Source organism: Mycolicibacterium chlorophenolicum, assembly GCF_001044235.1.
GTDB lineage: Bacteria > Actinomycetota > Actinomycetes > Mycobacteriales > Mycobacteriaceae > Mycobacterium > Mycobacterium chlorophenolicum.
Map to the genome: position 1 here is coordinate 214,981 of NZ_JYNL01000064.1, position 19,491 is coordinate 234,471.

Consider the following 19,491-nt stretch of genomic DNA (forward strand, 5'->3'; position numbering starts at 1 on the left):
AACAGCGTCAACGCTCCGATGATGACGGCGATCGCGGCGTGGCCACCAGCCGGCTGCTGCCCGTCGCGATCGCCGTCATCATCGGAGCGTTGACGCTGTTCTCCGGCCCCACCGGCATCGCCGCGGTCGGCGCGCTGCTGGTCGCCATCGGGCCGCTGAAAACCATTGTCGCCGCCCATGTCTCGCGGTTCGGATACTGGGCGCTGCTGGCCCCCATCGCCGCCGCGGGCACGGTCACGATCTTCCTGATCTTCCGCGACCAGACGCTGGCCGCCGAACTGCAGGCCAGCAGCTTCAAGTCCGCCGTCGGCCCGAGCCTGGCCTGGTTCGACGAGCACATCCGCTACTCGCGGCTGTTCACCACCAGCCCCGACGGCTCGGTGGCACGCCGGTTCGCGGTGCTCACCCTGCTGCTCGCGCTGGCCGTGTCGGTCGCGATGTCGTTGCGCAAGGGCCGCATTCCCGGCACCGCCCTCGGTCCGAGCCGCCGCATCGTCGGCATCACGATCATCTCGTTCCTGGCGATGATGTTCACCCCGACGAAGTGGACGCACCACTTCGGGGTGTTCGCCGGGCTGGCCGGATCCCTCGGCGCGCTGGCCGCGGTCGCGGTCTCCGCCGCCGCGATGCGCTCACGCCGCAACCGCACCGTGTTCGCCGCGGCCGTGCTGTTCATCGCCGCGCTGTCGTTCGCGACCGTCAACGGCTGGTGGTACGTCTCGAACTTCGGTGTGCCGTGGTCGAATTCGTTCCCCGAGTGGCACTTCGGCTTCACCACGATCCTGCTCGGCTTCTCGGTGCTCGCCCTGCTGGTCGCCGCGTGGCTGCACTTCTCCGGCCGCGACGGCGCCCCGGAGGACGAGCCGCGGCGGTGGCGGGGCATCGGGCGGGCGCCCCTGGCGATCGCGACGTGGGCGCTGGTGATCTTCGAGGTCGGGTCGCTGACCCTGGCGGTGACGGGCCAGTACCCGGCGTGGACGGTCGGCCGCTCCAACCTCGAAGCCCTGACCGGGAAGACGTGCGGCATGGCCGAGGACGTCATGGTCGAACAGGACCCCAACGCCGGCATCCTGACCCCCGTCGGTGTGCCCGTCCGCGACTCGCTGGGCGCGGCGCGGTCAGAAGGCTTCAGCGCCAACGGTATTCCGTCGGACGTCTCCGCCGACCCGGTGATGGAACAACCCGGCTCGGACAACTTCGCCGACAGCGACAGTGGCGCGGTCACCGGCAGCGAGGCGGGCACCGAGGGCGGCACGACGGCCGCGGCGGGCATCAACGGCTCCCGCGCGCGGCTGCCCTACGGCCTCGACTCCGCCCGCGTCCCCGTGCTGGGCAGCTGGCGCAGCGGTATCCAGCAGCCGGCGTTCCTGCGGTCGGCCTGGTATCAGCTGCCCGCCGGCTGGAGCGAGGGCGACCGCTCCGACTCGCTGCTGGTGGTCTCCGCGGCGGGCCGGTTCGACCCGAGCGACGTCGCGGTGCAGTGGGCCACCACCGGTGACGACCCGGCCGGCAGCATCGGCTTCGCCGACGTCGGCGCTTCCCCGGCGTGGCGGAACCTGCGCGCGCCGCTCAGCGCGATCCCCGCCGACGCCACCCGGGTGCGCTTGGTCGCGACCGACGACGACCTGAGCCCGTCGCACTGGATCGCGCTGACCCCGCCCCGCATTCCGCAGCTGCGCACCCTGCAGGACGTCGTGGGGTCCTCGGATCCGGTGCTGCTGGACTGGCTGGTCGGGCTGGCGTTCCCGTGCCAGCGCCCGTTCGGGCACCGCAACGGCGTCGTCGAGGTGCCCAAGTGGCGGATCATGCCCGACCGCTTCGGCGCCGAGGCCAACTCACCGGTGATGGACTACCTCGGCGGCGGACCGCTCGGCATCACCGAGCTCCTGCTGCGCGCCACCACGGTGCCGACCTACCTGAAGTACGACTGGTTCCGCGACTGGGGTGCCCTGCAGCAGCTCACGCCGTACTACCCCGGCGCCGAGGCCGCCCGTCTCGATCTCGGTTCGGCAACGCGTAGCGGTCTGTGGAGCCCGGCGCCGCTGCGGCTGAGCTAGACCCGTCTACCATCGAGCCTCGTGCCTGCCCGCAGTTCCCGTCTCGTCGCGATCGCCGCGGGCACTCTGGGGATCCTGGGAATCATCCTGTGCGCGCTGGCGCCGCTGCTGCCCGTGCGGCAGAGCACCGCCACCATCCTGTGGCCGCAGTCGGCCAACCCCGACGGCAACGTCAGCAGCATCACCGCGCCGCTGGTGTCGGGCGCCCCGAAGTCACTCGACGTCACGATCCCCTGCACCGCGGTGGCGAGCCTGCCCGCCGACGGCGGGCTGGTGTTCTCGACGATCCCGGCCAACGGGATCGACGCCGGGCGCAACGGACTGTTCGTGCGCGCCAACGCCGACGTCGTCTACGTCGCGTTCCGTGACACCGTCGCCGCGGTCGCGCCCCGCCCCGCGGTGAACGCCGGCGCCTGCAGCGCACTGCGGCTGTGGGCCAATGTCGGCGCGGTCGGCGCCGACTTCGTCGGGATCCCCGGCGCCGCCGGCACGCTCGGCCTGGACAAGCGGCCCCAGGTGGCCGGGGTGTTCACCGATCTGCGGGTGCCGATGGATGCGGGCCTGAACGCGCGCATCGACGTCGACACCCGCTTCATCACCACACCGACGGCACTGAAGACCCTCGTGATGGCGCTCGGCGTGCTGTGCGTGATCGGGTCGATCGTGGCGCTGGCCCTGCTGGACCGGGTGTCGGGGCGGCGGCCGCCCCGGCAGCGCCGCCGGGCCGGGTGGGCGACCTGGATCGCCGACGCCGGTGTGATCGGCGGCCTGCTGATCTGGCACATCGTCGGCGCGCAGTCCTCCGACGACGGCTACAACCTGACGATCGCGCGGGTGTCCGGCGAGGCCGGCTACAGCGTCAACTACTTCCGCTACTTCGGTGCCTCCGAGGCGCCATTCGACTGGTACCAGAGCGTGCTCGCCCACCTCGCATCGATCAGCACCGCCGGGGTCTGGATGCGGCTGCCCGCCACCGCCGCGGGCATCGCGACATGGTTGATCCTGTCCCGGTGCGTGCTGCCGCGGCTGGGCCGGCGGGTGGCCGCCAACAAGGTCGCCGTGTGGACCGCCGGCGTGGTGTTCCTGGCCGCGTGGCTGCCCTTCAACAACGGGCTGCGTCCCGAACCGCTGATCGCGTTCGCGGTGGTCGCGGTGTGGATGCTGGTCGAGTCGACGCTGGGGACGCGGCGGCTCTGGCCCACCGCCGTCGCGATCGTGATCGCGATGTTCTCGGTCACGCTGGCGCCGCAGGGCCTCGTCGCGCTGGCACCGCTGCTGGTCGGCGCCCGCGGGATCACCCGCATCGTCTCCGCCCGCCGTCGCGTCGACGGACGGGCGGCCTCGCTGCTGCCGCTGGTGGCCGCGCTGTCGTTGGTGTCGGTCATCGTGTTCCGCGACCAGACGCTGGCCACGGTCGCCGAATCGGTGCGCATCAAGTACGTCGTCGGGCCGACCATCCCCTGGTACCAGGAGTTCCTGCGGTACTACTTCCTGACCGTCGAGGACAGCGTGGACGGCTCGCTGACCCGCCGCTTCGCGGTGCTGGTCCTGCTGCTGTGCCTGTTCGGCCTGATCATGGTGCTGCTGCGGCGCGGCCGCGTGCCCGGCGCCATCAGCGGCCCGGTGTGGCGGCTGGCCGGCACCACCGCGATCGGCCTGCTGCTGCTGACGCTGACCCCCACGAAGTGGGCGGTGCAGTTCGGCGCCTTCGCGGGGCTCGCGGGTGCGCTGGGCGGGGTCACCGCGTTCGCGTTCGCCCGGGTAGGTCTGCACAGCCGCCGCAACCTGGCGCTGTACGTGACCGCGCTGCTGTTCGTGCTGGCCTGGGCGACCTCCGGCATCAACGGCTGGTTCTACGTCGGCAACTACGGGGTGCCGTGGTTCGACAAGCAGCCGGTGATCGCCCACTTCCCGGTGACGACGATCTTCCTGGTGCTGGCCATCGCGTGCGGCCTGCTCGCCGGCTGGCTGCACTTCCGGATGGACTACGCCGGCCACACCGAGGTCGCCGACACCGGCCGCAACCGCGCGATCGCCTCCACCCCGCTGCTCGTCGTCGCCACGATCATGGTGGTGCTCGAGCTGGGCTCGCTGCTCAAGGCGACCGTCGGCCGCTACCCCGTCTACACCACCGGGGCCGCCAACATCTCGGCGCTGCGCTCCGGCCTGTCCGACGACAGCTGCGCGATGGCCGACGACGTCCTCGTCGAAGCCGACACCAACGCCGGCATGCTGGAGCCGGTCCCCGGTCAGCGCTGGGGTAAGTACGGCCCGCTCGGCGGCGAGAACCCGGTCGGGTTCACCCCCAACGGCATCAGCGATACCCTCGAGCCGGCCGAACCGGTCGCCGCGAATCCCGGCACCGTGAACTCCGACGGCCCGGTCGACAAGCCGAACATCGGCGTCGGCTTCGCGGCGGGCACCGGCGGCGGCTACGGCCCCGAGGGCGTGAACGGATCTCGGGTGTTCCTGCCGTTCGGCCTGGATCCCAAGCGCACGCCGGTGATGGGCAGCTACGACGAGAACCAGCAGGCCGCCAAGGCCACCTCGGCCTGGTACCAGCTGCCGCCACGCACCCCGGACCGGCCGCTGGTGACCGTCGCCGCCGCCGGCGCCATCTGGTACTACGAGGAGGACGGCTCGTTCAACTACGGCCAGTCCCTCAAGCTGCAGTGGGGCGTGCACCGGCCAGACGGGTCCTACCAGGCCCTCAATGAGGTCTATCCGATCGACATCTTCCAGCAGAAGGCGTGGCGCAACCTGCGCTTCCCGCTGACCACGGCGCCGCCGGAGGCCAACGTCGCGCGCATCGTCGCCGACGACCCGAACCTGTCCGAGGACCAGTGGTTCGGGTTCACCCCGCCGCGGGTGCCGGTGCTGCAGACCGCCGAGCAGTTCCTCGGCTCCGACACCCCGGTGTTGATGGACATCGCCACCGCCGCCAACTTCCCGTGCCAGCGGCCGTTCGCCGAACACCTGGGTATCGCCGAACTGCCGCAGTACCGGATCATCCCGAACTTCAAGCAGATGGTGGCGTCGTCGAACCAGTGGCAGTCGGCCCAGGACGGCGGGCCGTTCCTTTTCATCCAGGCGCTGCTGCGCACCGCGACGATCCCGACGTACCTGAACGGCGACTGGTACCGCGACTGGGGATCGCTGGAGCGCTATATCCGCGTGGTGCCGCGTGACCAGGCGCCCGACGCCGTCGTCGAGGAAGGATCGACCCGCGTGTTCGGCTGGAATCGCGGCGGACCGATCAGGGCCCTGCCGTGAACGACGTGAAGATGGCGCGCTGGGTCGCGACGATCGCCGGTCTGCTGGGCTTCGTGCTGGCGGTGGCCACCCCGCTGCTGCCCGTCACGCAGACCACGGCGACGCTGAACTGGCCCCAGCAGGGCCGGTTCGAGAACGTCACCGCGCCGCTGATCTCGCAGGCCCCCGTCACGCTGAACGCCTCGATCCCGTGCGCGGTGGTGCGCGGCATGCCCGCCAAGGGCGGCCTGCTGCTGGGCACCGCACCCGCCCAGGGCCGCGACGCCGCGCTGAACGCGATGCTGGTCAACGTCACCTCCTCGCGGGTCGACGTGATCGTGCGCAACGTCGTGGTGGCCTCGGTGAACCGCGACCGCGTCGCCGGGCCCGGCTGCCAGCGCCTGGACATCACGTCCTCGCACGACGGCACCTTCGCCGACTTCGTCGGCCTCCGGCAGGCCGATGGCTCCCCGCAGCGCAGCGGATACGCCGACCCGAACCTGCGGCCCGCGATCGTCGGCGTGTTCACCGACCTCGTCGGGCCCGCACCCCCCGGGCTGACGTTCTCGGCGACCATCGACACCCGCTTCACCAGCCATCCCAGCGCGCTCAAGCTCGCCGCGATGCTGCTGGCGATCGTGTCGACGGTGATCGCGCTGCTCGCGCTGTGGCGGCTGGACCGCCTCGACGGGCACCGCATGCACCGGCTGATCCCCGAGCGGTGGCGCACCGTCAGCGCCGTCGACGGCGTCGTGGTCGGCGGCTTCGCCCTCTGGTACGTGATCGGTGCCAACAGCAGCGACGACGGCTACATCCTGGCGATGGCCCGGGTCGCCGACCACGCCGGCTACATGTCGAACTACTTCCGCTGGTTCGGCAGCCCCGAGGATCCGTTCGGCTGGTACTACAACGTGCTGGCGCTGATGACCCACGTCAGCGACGCCAGCATCTGGATCCGGCTACCCGACCTGATCTGCGCGCTGCTGTGCTGGCTGCTGCTGTCCCGCGAAGTGCTGCCGCGCCTGGGCCCCGCCGTGTCGGGCAGCCGGGCGGCGATGTGGGCGGCCGGCTTCGTGCTGCTGGCCGCGTGGATGCCGTTCAACAACGGGCTGCGCCCCGAGGGCCAGATCGCCACCGGCGCGCTGGTGACCTACGTGCTGATCGAGCGGGCCATCACCTCCGGCAGGCTGACCCCGGCCGCGCTGGCCATCACCACCGCGGCGTTCACCCTCGGTATCCAGCCGACCGGCCTGATCGCGGTGGCCGCGCTGGTCGCCGGCGGCCGGCCGATCCTGCGCATCCTGATGCGGCGCCGCGCGCTGGTCGGCACCTGGCCGCTGGTGGCGCCGCTGCTGGCGGCCGGCACCGTGGTGCTGACCGTCGTGTTCGCCGATCAGACATTGGCAACGGTGTTGGAAGCCACCAGGATTCGCACCGCGATCGGGCCCAGCCAGGAGTGGTACACCGAGAACCTGCGGTACTACTACCTGATCCTGCCGACCACCGACGCCGCGATCTCGCGGCGGGTGGCGTTCCTGTTCACCGCGATGTGCCTGTTCCCGTCGCTGTTCATGATGTTGCGCCGCAAGCGCGTTCCCGGCGTGGCCCGCGGGCCGGCGTGGCGGCTGATGGGCGTGATCTTCGCGACGATCTTCTTCCTGATGTTCACCCCCACCAAGTGGATCCACCACTTCGGGTTGTTCGCCGCGGTGGGCGGCGCGATGGCGGCGCTGGCCACGGTCATGGTGTCGCCGGTGGTGCTGCGTTCGGCGCGCAACCGGATGACGTTCCTGGCGCTGGTGTTCTTCGTGCTGGCGCTGTGCTTCGCGTCCACCAACGGCTGGTGGTACGTCTCGAATTTCGGTGCGCCGTTCAACAATTCGGTGCCGCAGTTGGGCGGAGTGAGCGTCAGCACGGTGTTCTTCGTGCTGTTCGTGCTGACCGCGCTGTGGGCGTTCTGGCTGCACGTGCGGCCGCGCCGCGAACCGCGCCTGGTGCGGGTGCTGACCACGGCGCCGATCCCGATCGCCGCGGGCTTCATGGTGTTCGTGTTCATCGCGTCGATGGCGATCGGCGTGGTGCGCCAGTACCCGACCTACTCCAACGGGTGGGCCAACGTGCGGGCCTTCGCCGGCGGCTGCGGACTCGCCGACGACGTTCTGGTGGAACCGGATTCGAACGCCGGATTCCTGCAGCCGATGCCCGGCGACTACGGTCCGCTGGGCCCGCTGGGCGGCGCGACGCCGACGGGCTTCTCCCCCAACGGGGTTCCGGAGAAGATCATCGCCGAGGCGATTCGGATCACCAATCCGCAGCCGGGCACCGACTACGACTGGAACCGGCCCGTCAAGCTGTCCCGGCCCGGGGTGAACGGGTCGACGGTGCCCCTGCCCTACGGCCTGGACCCCGCGAAGGTTCCGGTCGCCGGTTCGTATTCGACTGCGGCGCAACAGGAGAGCAAGCTCGCCTCGGCGTGGTACGCGCTGCCCGCCCCCGACGACGCACACCCGCTGGTGGTCATCACCGCGGCCGGGACCATCGCCGGCACCAGCGTCGCCGAGGGCCTCTCGTCGGGTCAGACCGTGGAACTCGAGTACGCCACCCGCGGTCCCGACGGTGCGCCCGTACCTGCCGGCCGGGTCCAGCCCTACGACATCGGCCCCACGCCGTCGTGGCGCAACCTGCGCTACCCGCGCGAGCAGATTCCCGCCGACGCGGTCGCGGTCCGGGTGATCGCGGAGGACCTGTCGCTGGGCCAGGGCGACTGGGTCGCGGTCACCCCGCCCCGGGTGCCCGAGGTGCGCTCGGTGCAGGAGTACGTCGGCTCCAGCCAGCCGGTGCTGATGGACTGGGCGGTCGGCCTCGCGTTCCCGTGCCAGCAGCCGATGCTGCACGCCAACGGCGTCACCGACATCCCGAAGTTCCGCATCTCGCCGGATTACTACGCCAAGCTGCAGAGCACCGACACCTGGCAGGACGGCAAGAACGGTGGCCTGCTCGGGATCACGGATCTTCTGTTGCGCGCCTCGGTGATGTCGACCTACCTGTCACACGACTGGGGCCAGGACTGGGGATCGCTGCGCCGCTTCGACACCATCGTCGACGCGCAACCCGCGCAGATCGACCTCGGGGAGAGCACCCACTCGGGTCTGTGGACACCCGGGCCCATGCGCATCGAGCCGTGACCGGCACGACCGCGCTCGGCCGGGCCTCGCTCACGCGGGTGGTCGAACTGCGGGTACAGATGACGACGTCGCTGTTCGGTCAGACCCCCGCGCAGGCCTGGGCCGACCACGCCGACCTGCTGGAGCCGCTGTTCTGGGACCGCGCCGCCGACCAGTGGAAGATCGCCATGCAGACCTGGGTGCTGCGGGTGGACGGGCTGACCGTGCTCGTCGACACCGGCGTCGGCAACGATCGCCACCGGCCGCACTTCGCCCCGCTGCACCAGCTGCAGACCGGCTACCTCGACGCGCTGGCCGACGCGGGCGTGGCACCCGAGGCGGTGGACGTGGTGATCAACACCCACCTGCACACCGACCACGTCGGGTGGAACACCCGGCTGGTCGATGGGGAGTGGGTCCCGACGTTCCCCAACGCGCGCTACCTGATGCCCGAGCAGGACTACCGGCATTTCGCGCCCGACGGCGACAGCACCAACGAGGGCATGCGGATCGTGTTCTCCGACAGCGTGTTACCGGTGGCTGACCAGACCGAGCTCTACTCCGGGGACCACCAGCTCAGCGAGTCGCTGTGGCTGCTGCCCGCCGCAGGCCACACGCCGGGCTCCTCGGTGGTGTGGCTGGACGCCGAGGCGCCCGCCGTGTTCGTCGGCGATCTGACCCACTGCCCCATCCAGCTGGTGCGTCCCGACGACCCCTGCGCGTTCGACGAGGATCCCGCCGCTGCGGCACGCACCCGGCACCGCGTGCTGACCGAGGCCGCCCGCAGGCGCGCCGCCGTCATCCCCGCGCACTACCCGGGCCGCGGCGGCGCGCGAATCACCGCCGATGACGACGCGTTCGCCGTCGACGACTGGCTCGACCTGCCCGCGATCTAGCCGTCGTTGGCGGTCGGATCGGCGTTCTCGCGGGCGATGTCGCCGCGGCAGTCGTCCTGCGATTGGCTGGTCTGCTGCACGCACACCTGCACCGGGATGTCCCCGGTGCCGGTGGGTTTGGGGATGTCCGCCGAATACAGCGACCACAGCGACTGATCCGAGCCGCTCACCCGTGCGCAGTACGCCTGCGATCCGGACTCGGTCACCCCGGCCGCACCCAGCATCGCGCAGTCCGCCCCGACCACGACGACCGGCACCGCGACCTTGTCGGGGCCGCGCGCCGGCTCGTCGTGCAGCACCACGAACAGTGCGGCCGCCACCGCCAGCAGCGAGAGCAGCAGCGCGAGGACGGCGAACATCCGGCCGCGTGACCGCGGCGCGCGCCGGCCCGGGCGGGCGTGCCGCGGCCGGCCGGCCGCCTGCGCCGGCATCGTCGCCTCCGGGTCGGCGGTGCGCGGAAGCGCCACCGGGCCGGTGCGATTCGCCAGCGCGCGGGCGAAGTCGACACAGCGTTCGAACCGATCCGCCGGCGACTTGGCCAGCGCCTTCTCCAGCGCCCCGCCGAGGCCGGACAGATCGGGCCGGGCCTCCGCGATCGACGGCGGCCGCGCCGACAGGTGCGAGCTGATCACGATCGCCGGATTGGAGTGCTGGAACGGCGGGGACCCGGTCAGCAGCTGATAGGCGGTGGCCGCCAGCGCGTACTGGTCGGCCCGGCCGTCGATGTGCTTGTCGGCGGTGAGCTGCTCGGGCGCCGAGTACGCGACCGTGCCGACCGTCATGTCGGTGCCGGTGAGACTGCTGACTTCGCCGACCCGGCGGGCGATCCCGAAGTCGGCGAGCATGATCCGCTCGTCGGCGGTCTCGGGGTCGGCGATCAGGATGTTGGCGGGCTTCACGTCGCGGTGCAGCAGCCCGCGGGCGTGGGCATAGTCGAGAGCCTCGCCGACCGCGGTGACGATGCGGACCACCAGATCGGGCGGCATGCCGCCGGGATACCGCTCGGCGAGCAGCTTCGCGGCGTCGGTGCCCTCGACGTGGTCCATGGAGATCCACAGCCGGCCGTCGAACTCGCCGCGGTCGTGCACCGCGACGATGTGCGGATGCCACAGCGTGGCCGCCATGTCGGCTTCGCGGCTGAACCGCTCCCGGTACTCGCTGTCGGCACACACTGTCGGCGAGAGCACCTTCAGGGCGTCGTACCGGGGCAGCCGTGGATGCTGCCCGAGGTACACCTCACCCATGCCGCCGGCGCCCAGCAACCGCACGATCGTGTAGCCCGCGATCACGTCCCCCTCGGTCAGCGGCATGCGCGGATCCTATCGGTGCGTGTCGTCATGGGCGCGCGTAGACGACCCGGCTGCCGAACGCGATGTCCTGCAGCGACCTTCGGCGCGCGTCCAGCGCCACCCAGGCCAGCCCCAACGGGAACACGACGCACGCGGCGGCGCGCAGCAGCGCCACCACCGGCGCCAGCCGCCGCCCCCGGCGGCCCACCACCCGCAACCCCATCACGACCGCGCCGGCGGTGCAGCCCGACACCGACCAGCAGCCGGCCAGGTAGAGCACCGCGGCACCGAACGCCACGGTCCCCGAGAACACCAGGTTCAGCGCCGGGAAACGGAACGCGCCCGGGTGCAGCGCCAGCCGGGTCAGGATCAGCCCGAGGTACAGCATCGCCAGCAGGACACCGACCACCACCAGGTCGACCACGGCCGCCACGCCCCGGCTGACCACTCCGGCGGCCCGCTCATCGTGGACGGTCACGGAACCCCTGCCTGCGGCCCAGCACCCGGTCGACGAAACCGGACACCGCGTCGTCGGCACGCTCACCCTGCGTGCGGACATCGGTCATCACGTCGGCCGTCACGGTGCTCGTCGACTCGCGGATGATGGCCGGCAGGTTCACGCCGTCGATCACCTGCTCGGCCAGCCCCACCAGGTCGATGCGCGCGATCACCGCGTCGATCGCCTCCTTGGACAACCGGTCGCGCACGATCGCGGTCAGGTCGAGTTCGTCGATCACCGCCGTCACCAGCAGCGAGAGCACCGCCTGCGCCTCGCGCCTGCCGCGGGAGAACAGCCCCCCGACCAGGGGCAGTGTCTCGCACATCCGGTAGGCGTCCACCAGGGCGGAGTGCGCGGGAGCCGGCGTCGGTGCCGGGTCGGACGACGTCACGGCATGGCTCTAGTGCGGGGCGCAGAGGTAGGGGAAATCGGGAAGGAAGTCCTGGCGGGGTGCGACGTCGGTGAGCGGGGTGCGTCCGTTGGTGAGGAACCGCGACCGGTAGTCGGCGACGTCGTCGGTCAGCGTGCGCCCGTTCGGGTACGCGGCAGGCTTGCGGGGGTTGTAGGTCAGCACGTCCGGCAGGGTGCCCTCGGCGGTGATCGCGTCGATCGCCTCGGCGCGGGTGTAGCCGCCGGTCTCGACCATCAACTCGATCAGGTGCCCCATCCAGCGGCCCTGATCGCGGTTGGGCTCGCCGGCGTTGAACTCGGCGAGCTGCTCGTCGTCGGGGAAGAACCCGCTGACCCACGGATGCCCGGCCCGGTCGGCGTGCACCCACTTCCCGTCGCGCACCACACTCGCGCGGCCCCAGATCCGCACGTCGGGGGCGGCGCCGAGATAGTCGGTGGGCAGTTCGATCGCCATGGCGATCACGTTGGCGTTGGCGAACGATGCGTCGGCGCGCGCCCCGGCGAAGAACGAGAACGACCCCGACCGCGACCGCCACAGGTGCGGTTCGTCGTCGAACGACACGTCGAGCCCGCCGAAGATCTCCGACCCGGCGGCGGCGTCGACCCGGGCCTCGGCCTGCAGGCCGAGGCGGACGTCGACCTTCTGGCGCCCGTTGTACGGCTCGGTAAACACGAAGTTGAACGCGATGTCGTTGCGCAGATCGCCGTCGTTGTCGATCGCGATCCGGTACACCGCGTCGGGGTGCATCGCGTCCGCCTTCGGGTTGGCGGTCAGGATCAGCGCGGTGCGCCCGGGGTCCTTCGGGGACGGGAACACGTACAGATCGCACAGGTCCAGGCGCGGATCGCCCAGCGGCGCGCCACGACGCAGCCCGGTGAAGTCAGTCGACACGCTGTCCATCCAACCGCACCGGCGATCTAGATGGGCGTCAGGCCATGCTTACGCTGGACCCGGTTGATCTGCTTGTCCCTCAGCAGACGCATGCAGTTGCGCAGCAACAGCCGGGTCTGGTGCGGCTCGATGACGCCGTCGATGAAGCCGCGTTCGGCCGCGATCCACGGGGTGGCCAGGCTCGTGTTGTAGCCCTCGATGAAATCGGCCCTGATCTTCTGCACCTCGGGGGCCGTCGGATCCGGGAACCGCTTCACGAGCAGCTGGGCCGCGCCCTCGGCGCCGATCACGGCGATGCGGGCGGTCGGCCACGCGAAGTTGAAGTCCGATGTCAGCTGCTTGGAGCCCATCACCGCGTAGGCCCCGCCGTAGGACTTGCGGATCGTGATCGTGACCTTCGGGATGTCCGCCTCGACGACGGCGTTGAGGAAGCGGCCACCGCGCTTGATGATGCCGCCCTTCTCCTGCTCCACGCCCGGCATGAAGCCGGGGGTGTCCACGACGAACACCAGCGGGGTGTTGAACGAGTCGCAGAACCGGACGAAGCGGGCCGCCTTGTCGGAGGCCTCGTTGTCGATCGCGCCCGACATGTACATCGGCTGGTTGGCGATGACCCCGACGGGCCGGCCGTCGACGCGGGCGAACGCGGTGATGATCGCCGGGCCGGACTGCTCGCCGACCTGGAACACGTCGCCGTCGTCGAAGATCCGCAGCAGGATCTCCATCATGTCGTAGGCCTGGTTGTCCGCGTCCGGCACGATCGCGTCGAGCTCCAGGTCGTGCGGGGTCACCTCGGGCTCGAGGCCCGGGTTGACGATCGGCGGGTCGTCGAAGGTGTTGCCGGGCAGGAAGCTCAGGTAGTCGCGCACGTACTGGAACGCGGCGGCCTCGGACTCCACCACCTGGTGGATGTTGCCGTAGCGGGCCTGCGCGTCGGCGCCGCCGAGTTCGTCGAGCGTGACGTCCTCGCCCGTGACGTCCTTGATGACGTCGGGGCCGGTGACGAACATGTAGCCCTGGTCGCGCACCGCGACGACGAGGTCGGTCTGGATCGGCGAGTACACGGCACCACCGGCGCACTTGCCGAAGATCAGCGAGATCTCGGGCACCAGACCGCGCAGCAGTTCGTGCCGGCGGCCCAGCTCGGCGTACCAGGCCAGCGACGTCGCGGTGTCCTGGATGCGGGCGCCCGCGGAGTCGTTGATGCCGATGATCGGGCAGCCGACCATCGCCACCCACTCCATCAGCCGGGCGACCTTGCGGCCGAACATCTCGCCGACCGAGCCCTGGAACACCGTCTGGTCGTGGCTGAACACGCCGACCGGCCGGCCGTTGATGGTGCCGTGCCCGGTGACCACGCCGTCGCCGTAGAGCGCGTCGGGATCACCCGGAGTCTTGGCCAGCGCACCGATCTCCAGGAAGCTGCCGGGGTCCAGCAGCGCGTGGATCCGGGCTCGCGCGGACGGGATGCCCTTCTTCTCGCGCTTGGCGACGGCCTTCTCGCCGCCGGGCTCCTTGGCCAGCTCCAGCTTCTCGCGGAGTTCGGCGAGCAGTTCGGCGCTCGTCTTCGGGTGGTGGGTGGGAGAAATCTCCGTCGTCACTTGCTCTCGCTCTCCGCCTCGATCACGTGGATCGCCTCGCTCAGGTGCGCTCCGACCTTCGCAATGTACGGCTCGTCGATGACCTGGATGTGTTCGCCCCCGACCGGCACGATCTCCAGATCCTCGACGAATTCGCCCCAGCCGCCGTCGGGCTGCCGGACGGCGTAGCGCGGTTCGAAGAAGATCGCGTCGTCGTGGTAGCGGTCGGCCATGTACAGCGTGACGTGGCCGTCGTAGGGCTGGATCTCCGCGGTCTCGAGCAGCCGGTTGTCCAGGTACGACGTCCGTTGGTGCTCGATGATGCCGCCCGGGATCGCCACGCCCGCCTGCTGCACGGCGTCGAGGACGTAGCGGACCTGACCCTCGTCGTCGAGCGCCTCGAGTTCCTCGTAGGGGATCTCGGGGATCTCGACGTTGAAGGTGCGCTGCGCGAACAGCGCGTAGCGATCCCACCGGGCCCGCGTCTCCTCCTTGGTCTGCGGGATCTCCTCGCCGGGACGCACCATGTCGATGAGTCCGACGAACCGCACGTCGGCGCCTTCCCGCTTCAGCCCGATCGCGCAGGCATAGGCCAGCGCCCCGCCCAGCGACCAGCCGACCAGGATGTAGGGGCCGTCGCCCTGGATCTCCCGCAGCTTCGGCAGATACTCGGCGGCACGCTCCTCGACCGAGCCCTCGACCCGCTCGAACCCGTACATCGGGGTGTCGGGGGGCAGTCGCTTGAGCAGCGGCTCGTAGACGACGGTGGACCCGCCGGCCGGGTGGAAGACGAACACCGGGATCCGTGTGGACCCTTCGGGGCGGGCCCGGATGGTGCGCACGAAGCCGTCCACCTCACCGGCGTCCATCAGGTCGCGCACCACGGTGGACAGGTCCTGGATGGTGCCCGCGGCCTTGACCTGCTCGGCGGTGACGACGCCGTCGGCGCGCTCGGAGAGCCGGTCGGCCATCTTCTGCGCGGTGGCGTCGTCGATCGAGGGCAGGTCGTTGAAGATGCCGCCCGGCGACTTGCCGGTGACGATCGCCCAGGTCGCGAACGTGACGCGCTCGGCGGCGTCGCGGGGCGGCACGTCGGCGCCGAGCGCCTCGGTGACCGCCTCCTGGGTCAGCACCTTCGCGGCCATGCTTGCGGCGCTGGGCTTGTCGGGCCCCGCGGGGTTGGTCGGCGGAGCGGGGATGCCAGGACCCGACGGGTCGGTCGGCGGAGGCGGGACCGTCAGATCCTTCTGGGCCTCCACGGAGTCGGTGGCGATCTTCTCGACGGCGTCGGTGGCGATCGGGTGACCGGCCTCGGCGAGTTTCGCCTCGAGCTCGGCGACCGTGCTGGCGCCGCCCATCAGCTCGGCCTGCGCGGCCGCGATCTCCTCGGGCGACTGTCCCTTCTGCGACTCGGCGAGCTGGTCCACCTCGTCGCGGTGCTCGATGGCGTAGGCGATGAGCTTCTCGACGGCGTAGAGGTTCGCATCCCGCACCGCGGTCAGCTGGATCGGCGGCAGGTCGAAGTCGTACTCGACGCGGTTCTTGATGCGCACCGCCATCAGCGAGTCGAGACCGAGCTCGATCAGCGGCACCTCCCACGGCAGGTCCTCGGGCTCGTAGCCCATCGCCGCGCCGACGATCGTGCCCAGCCGATCGCCGATGGTCTCACCGGACTCCGGCGACCACTTGGCGAAGCCGGCTGCGAGACCGGCGCCGGCGGCGAGGTTGTCCTGCAGGATGGCCGCGTCGTCCTCGGGCTCGGGTTCCGGCGTTGCCACCGAGGCGATCTCGGCGACGGTGCCGGCACCGACCGCGGTGGGCAGCACGGTCTGCGCACCCCCGCGGCTCACGATCGCGTCGTAGACCAGCGTGAACGATTCGTCGATGCGGGCGTGCACCTGCACCGCCGCCCCGCCGGGATGACGGCTCAGCGTGGTCACCAGCTTCGACCCCTCGCCGGGCACGGCGCGCTGCTCCGAGGCGACCAGCTTGGCATCCGGAAGTACCGCTGCCGCAGCAGATTTCACCAGCGCCGCCAGATCGGTCTCGCCGCGCGGGCTGTACTCCCACACGTGCCGGCCGTCCGGGGTGGCCACGTGGCTGCCGGGCATGACCCCCGAGCTGTCGCCGGTGAAGTGCGCGTCCAGCCAGTGCGGCTTGCGCTTGAACCGGGTCGGCGGGATGGCCGCGAAGTCCAGCGCCCCACCGAGGCCTCGCGACTTCCGCGGGAACAGCGTGCGGAAGTCGAGGTCGTGGCCGTGCACGAACAGGTGCGCCATGGCCGCGGTCATCGAGTCGACCTCGTCCTGCTTGCGGGCGAGCGTCGGAATCAGTTGCGCGTCATGCAGACCCGCGTCGGCGGTGGTCAACCCGACCTGCATCAGGGCGACCGGGTTCGGCGCCAACTCGAGGAACGTGGTGTGGCCGTTGTCGACGGCGTTGCGGATGCCGTGCGTGAAGTAGACGCTGTGCCGCAGCCCCTTCTTCCAGTAGTCCACGTCGTGGATGGGCTCCGCGCCGGCCCGGACCAGGCTGCCCTCGTGCACGGTCGAGTAGTACGGGACCTGCACCGGATGCGCTTCGATGCCTTGCAGTTCCGCGGCGAGCTCACCGAGCAGCGGATCCATCTGCGAGGTGTGGCTGGCGCCCTTTGTCTGGAACTTGCGGGCGAACTTGCCCTCCGACTCGGCGCGGGCGATGATCGCGTCCACCTGATCGGGCGGGCCGCCGATGACGGTCTGCGTCGGGGCGGCGTAGACGCACACCTCGAGGTCCTTGAAGTCCGAGAACACGGTCTCGATCTCGTCGGCGGAGTACTCCACCAGCGCCATCAGCCGGATGTACTCGCCGAACAGCATCGCCTCGCCCTCACCCATCAGGTGGCTGCGCGAGCAGATGGTGCGGGTGGCGTCCTCCAGCGACAGACCGCCGGCGAAGTAGGCCGCGGCGGCCTCGCCGAGTGACTGTCCGATCAGCGCACCGGGTTTCGCGCCGTGCGCCTTGAGCAGCTCACCGAGCGCGACCTGGATCGCGAAGATGACCAGCTGCACCTTCTCGATCGGGAGCTCGGTGGTCTCGTCGGTGTAGTCGATCGCGTCGTCGAGGATGAGCTCGAGGATGGAGTGCCCGCGCTCGTCCTGGATGAGGCTGTCCACCTTGTTTATCCACTCGGCGAAGATCTCGTCCCGCAGGTAGAGGCTCTTGGCCATCTTGCGGTGCTGCGCACCGAAACCGGCGAGCACCCACACCGGCCCGTTGGTGACGGGTCCGTCGGCGCTCAGCACGATCGGGTTGGGCTTGCCCTCGGCCAGCGCGCGCAGGCCCTTGATCGCCTCGTCGTGGTCGTGGGCGAGCACCACCGCGCGGGAGCGGCCGTGGTTGCGCCGCGACAGCGAGCGGCCGATCGACTCCAGCGACGAGGCGCGCCCCTCGGCGCTGTCGATCCAGTCAGCGAGTTCGGCGGCGGCCGCCTTCTTGCGTGAGGTGAGGAACCCCGAAACAGCGAGCGGCACAACAGGCGTTTTCGACTCCGCCGCTGGATCATTTTCGATGGCCGCCAGCTCCTCGCGGGCCACCTCCAGCAGGCGCAGCGCCTCGTCGGTCAGGCCGGGCAGCTCGTAGTCGTCGCCGGCGGCCGCGGCGGGCACGTCGAGTGCGTCGTCGTCACCGTCGTCGTCGCCGTCGAGGAACTCGCCGTACTCGTCCATCCGCACGCCGCCCACGTACACGGCCTTGGCGTCGTCGTTGGCGGGGGCCGCCACCGCGACGTCGGGCTCGGCGGCCGGCTCGACCAGATCGCTGGCCAGCACCTCGCGCACCACCAGGTGGGCGTTGGCGCCGCCGAAGCCGAACCCGGACACGCCGGCGATGGCGCGGCCGCTGTAGCGCGGCCAGTCGGTCACCGTGTCGGCGACCTTGAGGTGTTCCTTGTCGAAGTCGATGTAGGGGTTCGGGCCGGTGTAGTTGATCGACGGCGGGATCTTGTCGTTGCGCAGCGCCAGCGCGACCTTCGCCAGGCTCGCCGCACCGGCGGCCGACTCGAGGTGTCCCACATTGGATTTCACCGCGCCCAGCAGCGCGGGCTTGTCGGCGGCGCGACCGCGGCCGATGACGCGGCCCAGCGCGTCGGCCTCGATCGGATCGCCGAGGATCGTGCCGGTGCCGTGTGCCTCGACGTAGTCGACGGCGCGCGGGTCGATGCCGGCGTCCTTGTACGCCTTGCGCAGCACCGCTTCCTGAGCGTCCGGGTTCGGCGCGAGCATGCCGTTGGAGCGGCCGTCGTGGTTGACGGCGCCGCCGGCGATCACGGCCAGGATGTCGTCGCCGTCGCGGCGCGCGTCGGCGAGCCGCTTGAGCACCACCATGCCGCCGCCCTCGGAGCGGGCGTAGCCGTCGGCGTCCTGGGAGAACGACTTGATCCGGCCGTCGGGCGCCAGCACGCCGCCGACCTCGTCGAAGCCCAACGTGACCAGCGGGGTGATCAACGCGTTGACGCCGCCGGCGATCACCACGTCGGCATCCCCGGCGCGCAGCGCCTTCATCCCCTCGTGGACGGCGACCAGCGCCGACGAGCACGCGGTGTCGATGGCCATCGACGGGCCGCGGAAGTCGTAGAAGTAGGACACCCGGTTGGCGATGACCGCGCTCGAGTTACCGGTGATCGCGTACGGGTGCGCGACGGTCGGATCGGCCACCGACATGAACATGTAGTCGTTGACCGAGCTGCCGACGAACACGCCGACGTTCTCACCGCGCAGGCTCGACGCCGGAATCCGGGCGTGCTCCAACGCTTCCCACGTCAGCTCCAGCGCCATGCGCTGCTGCGGGTCGATGTTGTCGGCTTCCATCTTCGACAGCGCGAAGAACTCGGCGTCGAAACCCTTGATGTCGGTGAGGTATCCGCCGCGGGTGCGGGCCTTGGCGACCCGCTCGGCGATGCGCGGCTCGGACAGGAACTCCGACCACCGGCCCTCGGGCAGGTCGGTGATCGCGTCACGGCCGTCGAGCAGCGCCGACCACATCTCGTCGGGGGTGTTCATGTCACCGGGGAAACGGGTGCCGACGCCGACGATCGCGATGTTCAGCCGGCCCTCGTCGCCGTCGCGCGACCAGTCCTCGCTGTCGATGTCCGACAGATCGTCCTCGGGCTCGCCCTCGATGATCACCGTGGCCAGGGACTCGATCGTGGGATGCCGGAACGCGATCGTCGCGGTCAGCGTCACACCGGTCAGGTCCTCGATGTCGCTGGCCATCGCGACCGCGTCCCGGGAGGACAGCCCCAGCTCCACCATCGGCGTGGACTCGCTGATGGAGTCGGGCGACTGGCCGGTCGCGTTGCCGATCCAGTTGCGCAGCCACTCCCGCATCTCGTTGACGGTCATGTCCTGACCGCCCGGATTGTCTTGCGACTCAGCCATGTTCCATAACCTCACGATCGACAGGCGGCCCGCA

The 19,491-nt window shown here is 70.6% G+C and carries 9 protein-coding genes and 1 pseudogene; 4 read left to right on the forward strand and 6 right to left on the reverse strand.

Going from position 1 to position 19,491, the window contains the following annotated elements; translation table 11 throughout:
- From MCHLDSM_RS39740 to MCHLDSM_RS23365, 4 genes and pseudogenes are all read left to right on the forward strand, one after another.
- A pseudogene (locus tag MCHLDSM_RS39740) lies at positions 1–2,057 on the forward strand (arabinosyltransferase C-terminal domain-containing protein); the annotation flags it as partial.
- Between the two features lie 21 nt (positions 2,058–2,078).
- A complete protein-coding gene (locus tag MCHLDSM_RS23355; RefSeq protein ID WP_048472219.1) occupies positions 2,079–5,330 on the forward strand; it encodes an arabinosyltransferase domain-containing protein in 3,252 nt (1,083 codons plus the stop codon).
- An 11-nt stretch (positions 5,331–5,341) separates the two neighbouring features.
- Positions 5,342–8,494, forward strand: a complete 3,153-nt coding sequence (locus tag MCHLDSM_RS23360) for an arabinosyltransferase domain-containing protein (RefSeq protein ID WP_048472898.1) — start codon at positions 5,342–5,344, stop codon at positions 8,492–8,494.
- Entirely contained in the window at positions 8,491–9,369 is an 879-nt protein-coding gene (locus MCHLDSM_RS23365; RefSeq protein ID WP_048472899.1) for an MBL fold metallo-hydrolase, read from the forward strand. Before MCHLDSM_RS23360 ends, MCHLDSM_RS23365 begins: the two co-directional genes overlap by 4 nt.
- Here MCHLDSM_RS23365 and MCHLDSM_RS23370 read toward each other — a convergent pair.
- From MCHLDSM_RS23370 to pks13, 6 genes are all read right to left on the reverse strand, one after another.
- Entirely contained in the window at positions 9,366–10,679 is a 1,314-nt protein-coding gene (locus MCHLDSM_RS23370; protein ID WP_048472220.1) for a serine/threonine-protein kinase, read from the reverse strand. The two genes, MCHLDSM_RS23365 and MCHLDSM_RS23370, sit on opposite strands and share 4 nt — an antisense overlap.
- 25 nt (positions 10,680–10,704) lie before the next feature.
- On the reverse strand, positions 10,705–11,136 hold the full coding sequence (locus MCHLDSM_RS23375) for an RDD family protein (protein WP_048472221.1): 432 nt from the start codon (positions 11,134–11,136) through the stop codon (positions 10,705–10,707).
- Positions 11,120–11,482 (reverse strand): hypothetical protein, encoded by a 363-nt coding sequence (locus tag MCHLDSM_RS23380; RefSeq protein ID WP_053083098.1) that lies wholly within the window; start codon positions 11,480–11,482, stop codon positions 11,120–11,122. Before MCHLDSM_RS23380 ends, MCHLDSM_RS23375 begins: the two co-directional genes overlap by 17 nt.
- A 75-nt stretch (positions 11,483–11,557) precedes the next feature.
- On the reverse strand, positions 11,558–12,460 hold the full coding sequence (locus tag MCHLDSM_RS23385; RefSeq protein WP_048472900.1) for a DUF4331 family protein: 903 nt from the start codon (positions 12,458–12,460) through the stop codon (positions 11,558–11,560).
- A 26-nt stretch (positions 12,461–12,486) separates the two neighbouring features.
- A complete protein-coding gene (locus MCHLDSM_RS23390; protein ID WP_048421596.1) occupies positions 12,487–14,061 on the reverse strand; it encodes an acyl-CoA carboxylase subunit beta in 1,575 nt (524 codons plus the stop codon).
- Positions 14,058–19,457 carry a polyketide synthase Pks13 gene (gene pks13, locus MCHLDSM_RS23395; RefSeq protein ID WP_048472223.1) on the reverse strand — a complete coding sequence of 1,800 codons (5,400 nt, stop codon included), beginning with the start codon at positions 19,455–19,457 and terminating at the stop codon, positions 14,058–14,060. Before pks13 ends, MCHLDSM_RS23390 begins: the two co-directional genes overlap by 4 nt.
- Between the last annotated feature and the right edge of the window lie 34 nt (positions 19,458–19,491).

Excerpts from the sequence above, each read along its gene's own strand:
- MCHLDSM_RS23360 (WP_048472898.1), top strand. The coding sequence starts at position 5,342 with ATGGCGCGCTGGGTCGCGACGATCGCCGGTCTGCTGGGCTTCGTGCTG.
- MCHLDSM_RS23370 (WP_048472220.1), bottom strand. The coding sequence starts at position 10,679 with ATGCCGCTGACCGAGGGGGACGTGATCGCGGGCTACACGATCGTGCGG.
- MCHLDSM_RS23380 (WP_053083098.1), bottom strand. The coding sequence starts at position 11,482 with ATGTGCGAGACACTGCCCCTGGTCGGGGGGCTGTTCTCCCGCGGCAGG.
- pks13 (WP_048472223.1), bottom strand. The coding sequence starts at position 19,457 with ATGGCTGAGTCGCAAGACAATCCGGGCGGTCAGGACATGACCGTCAAC.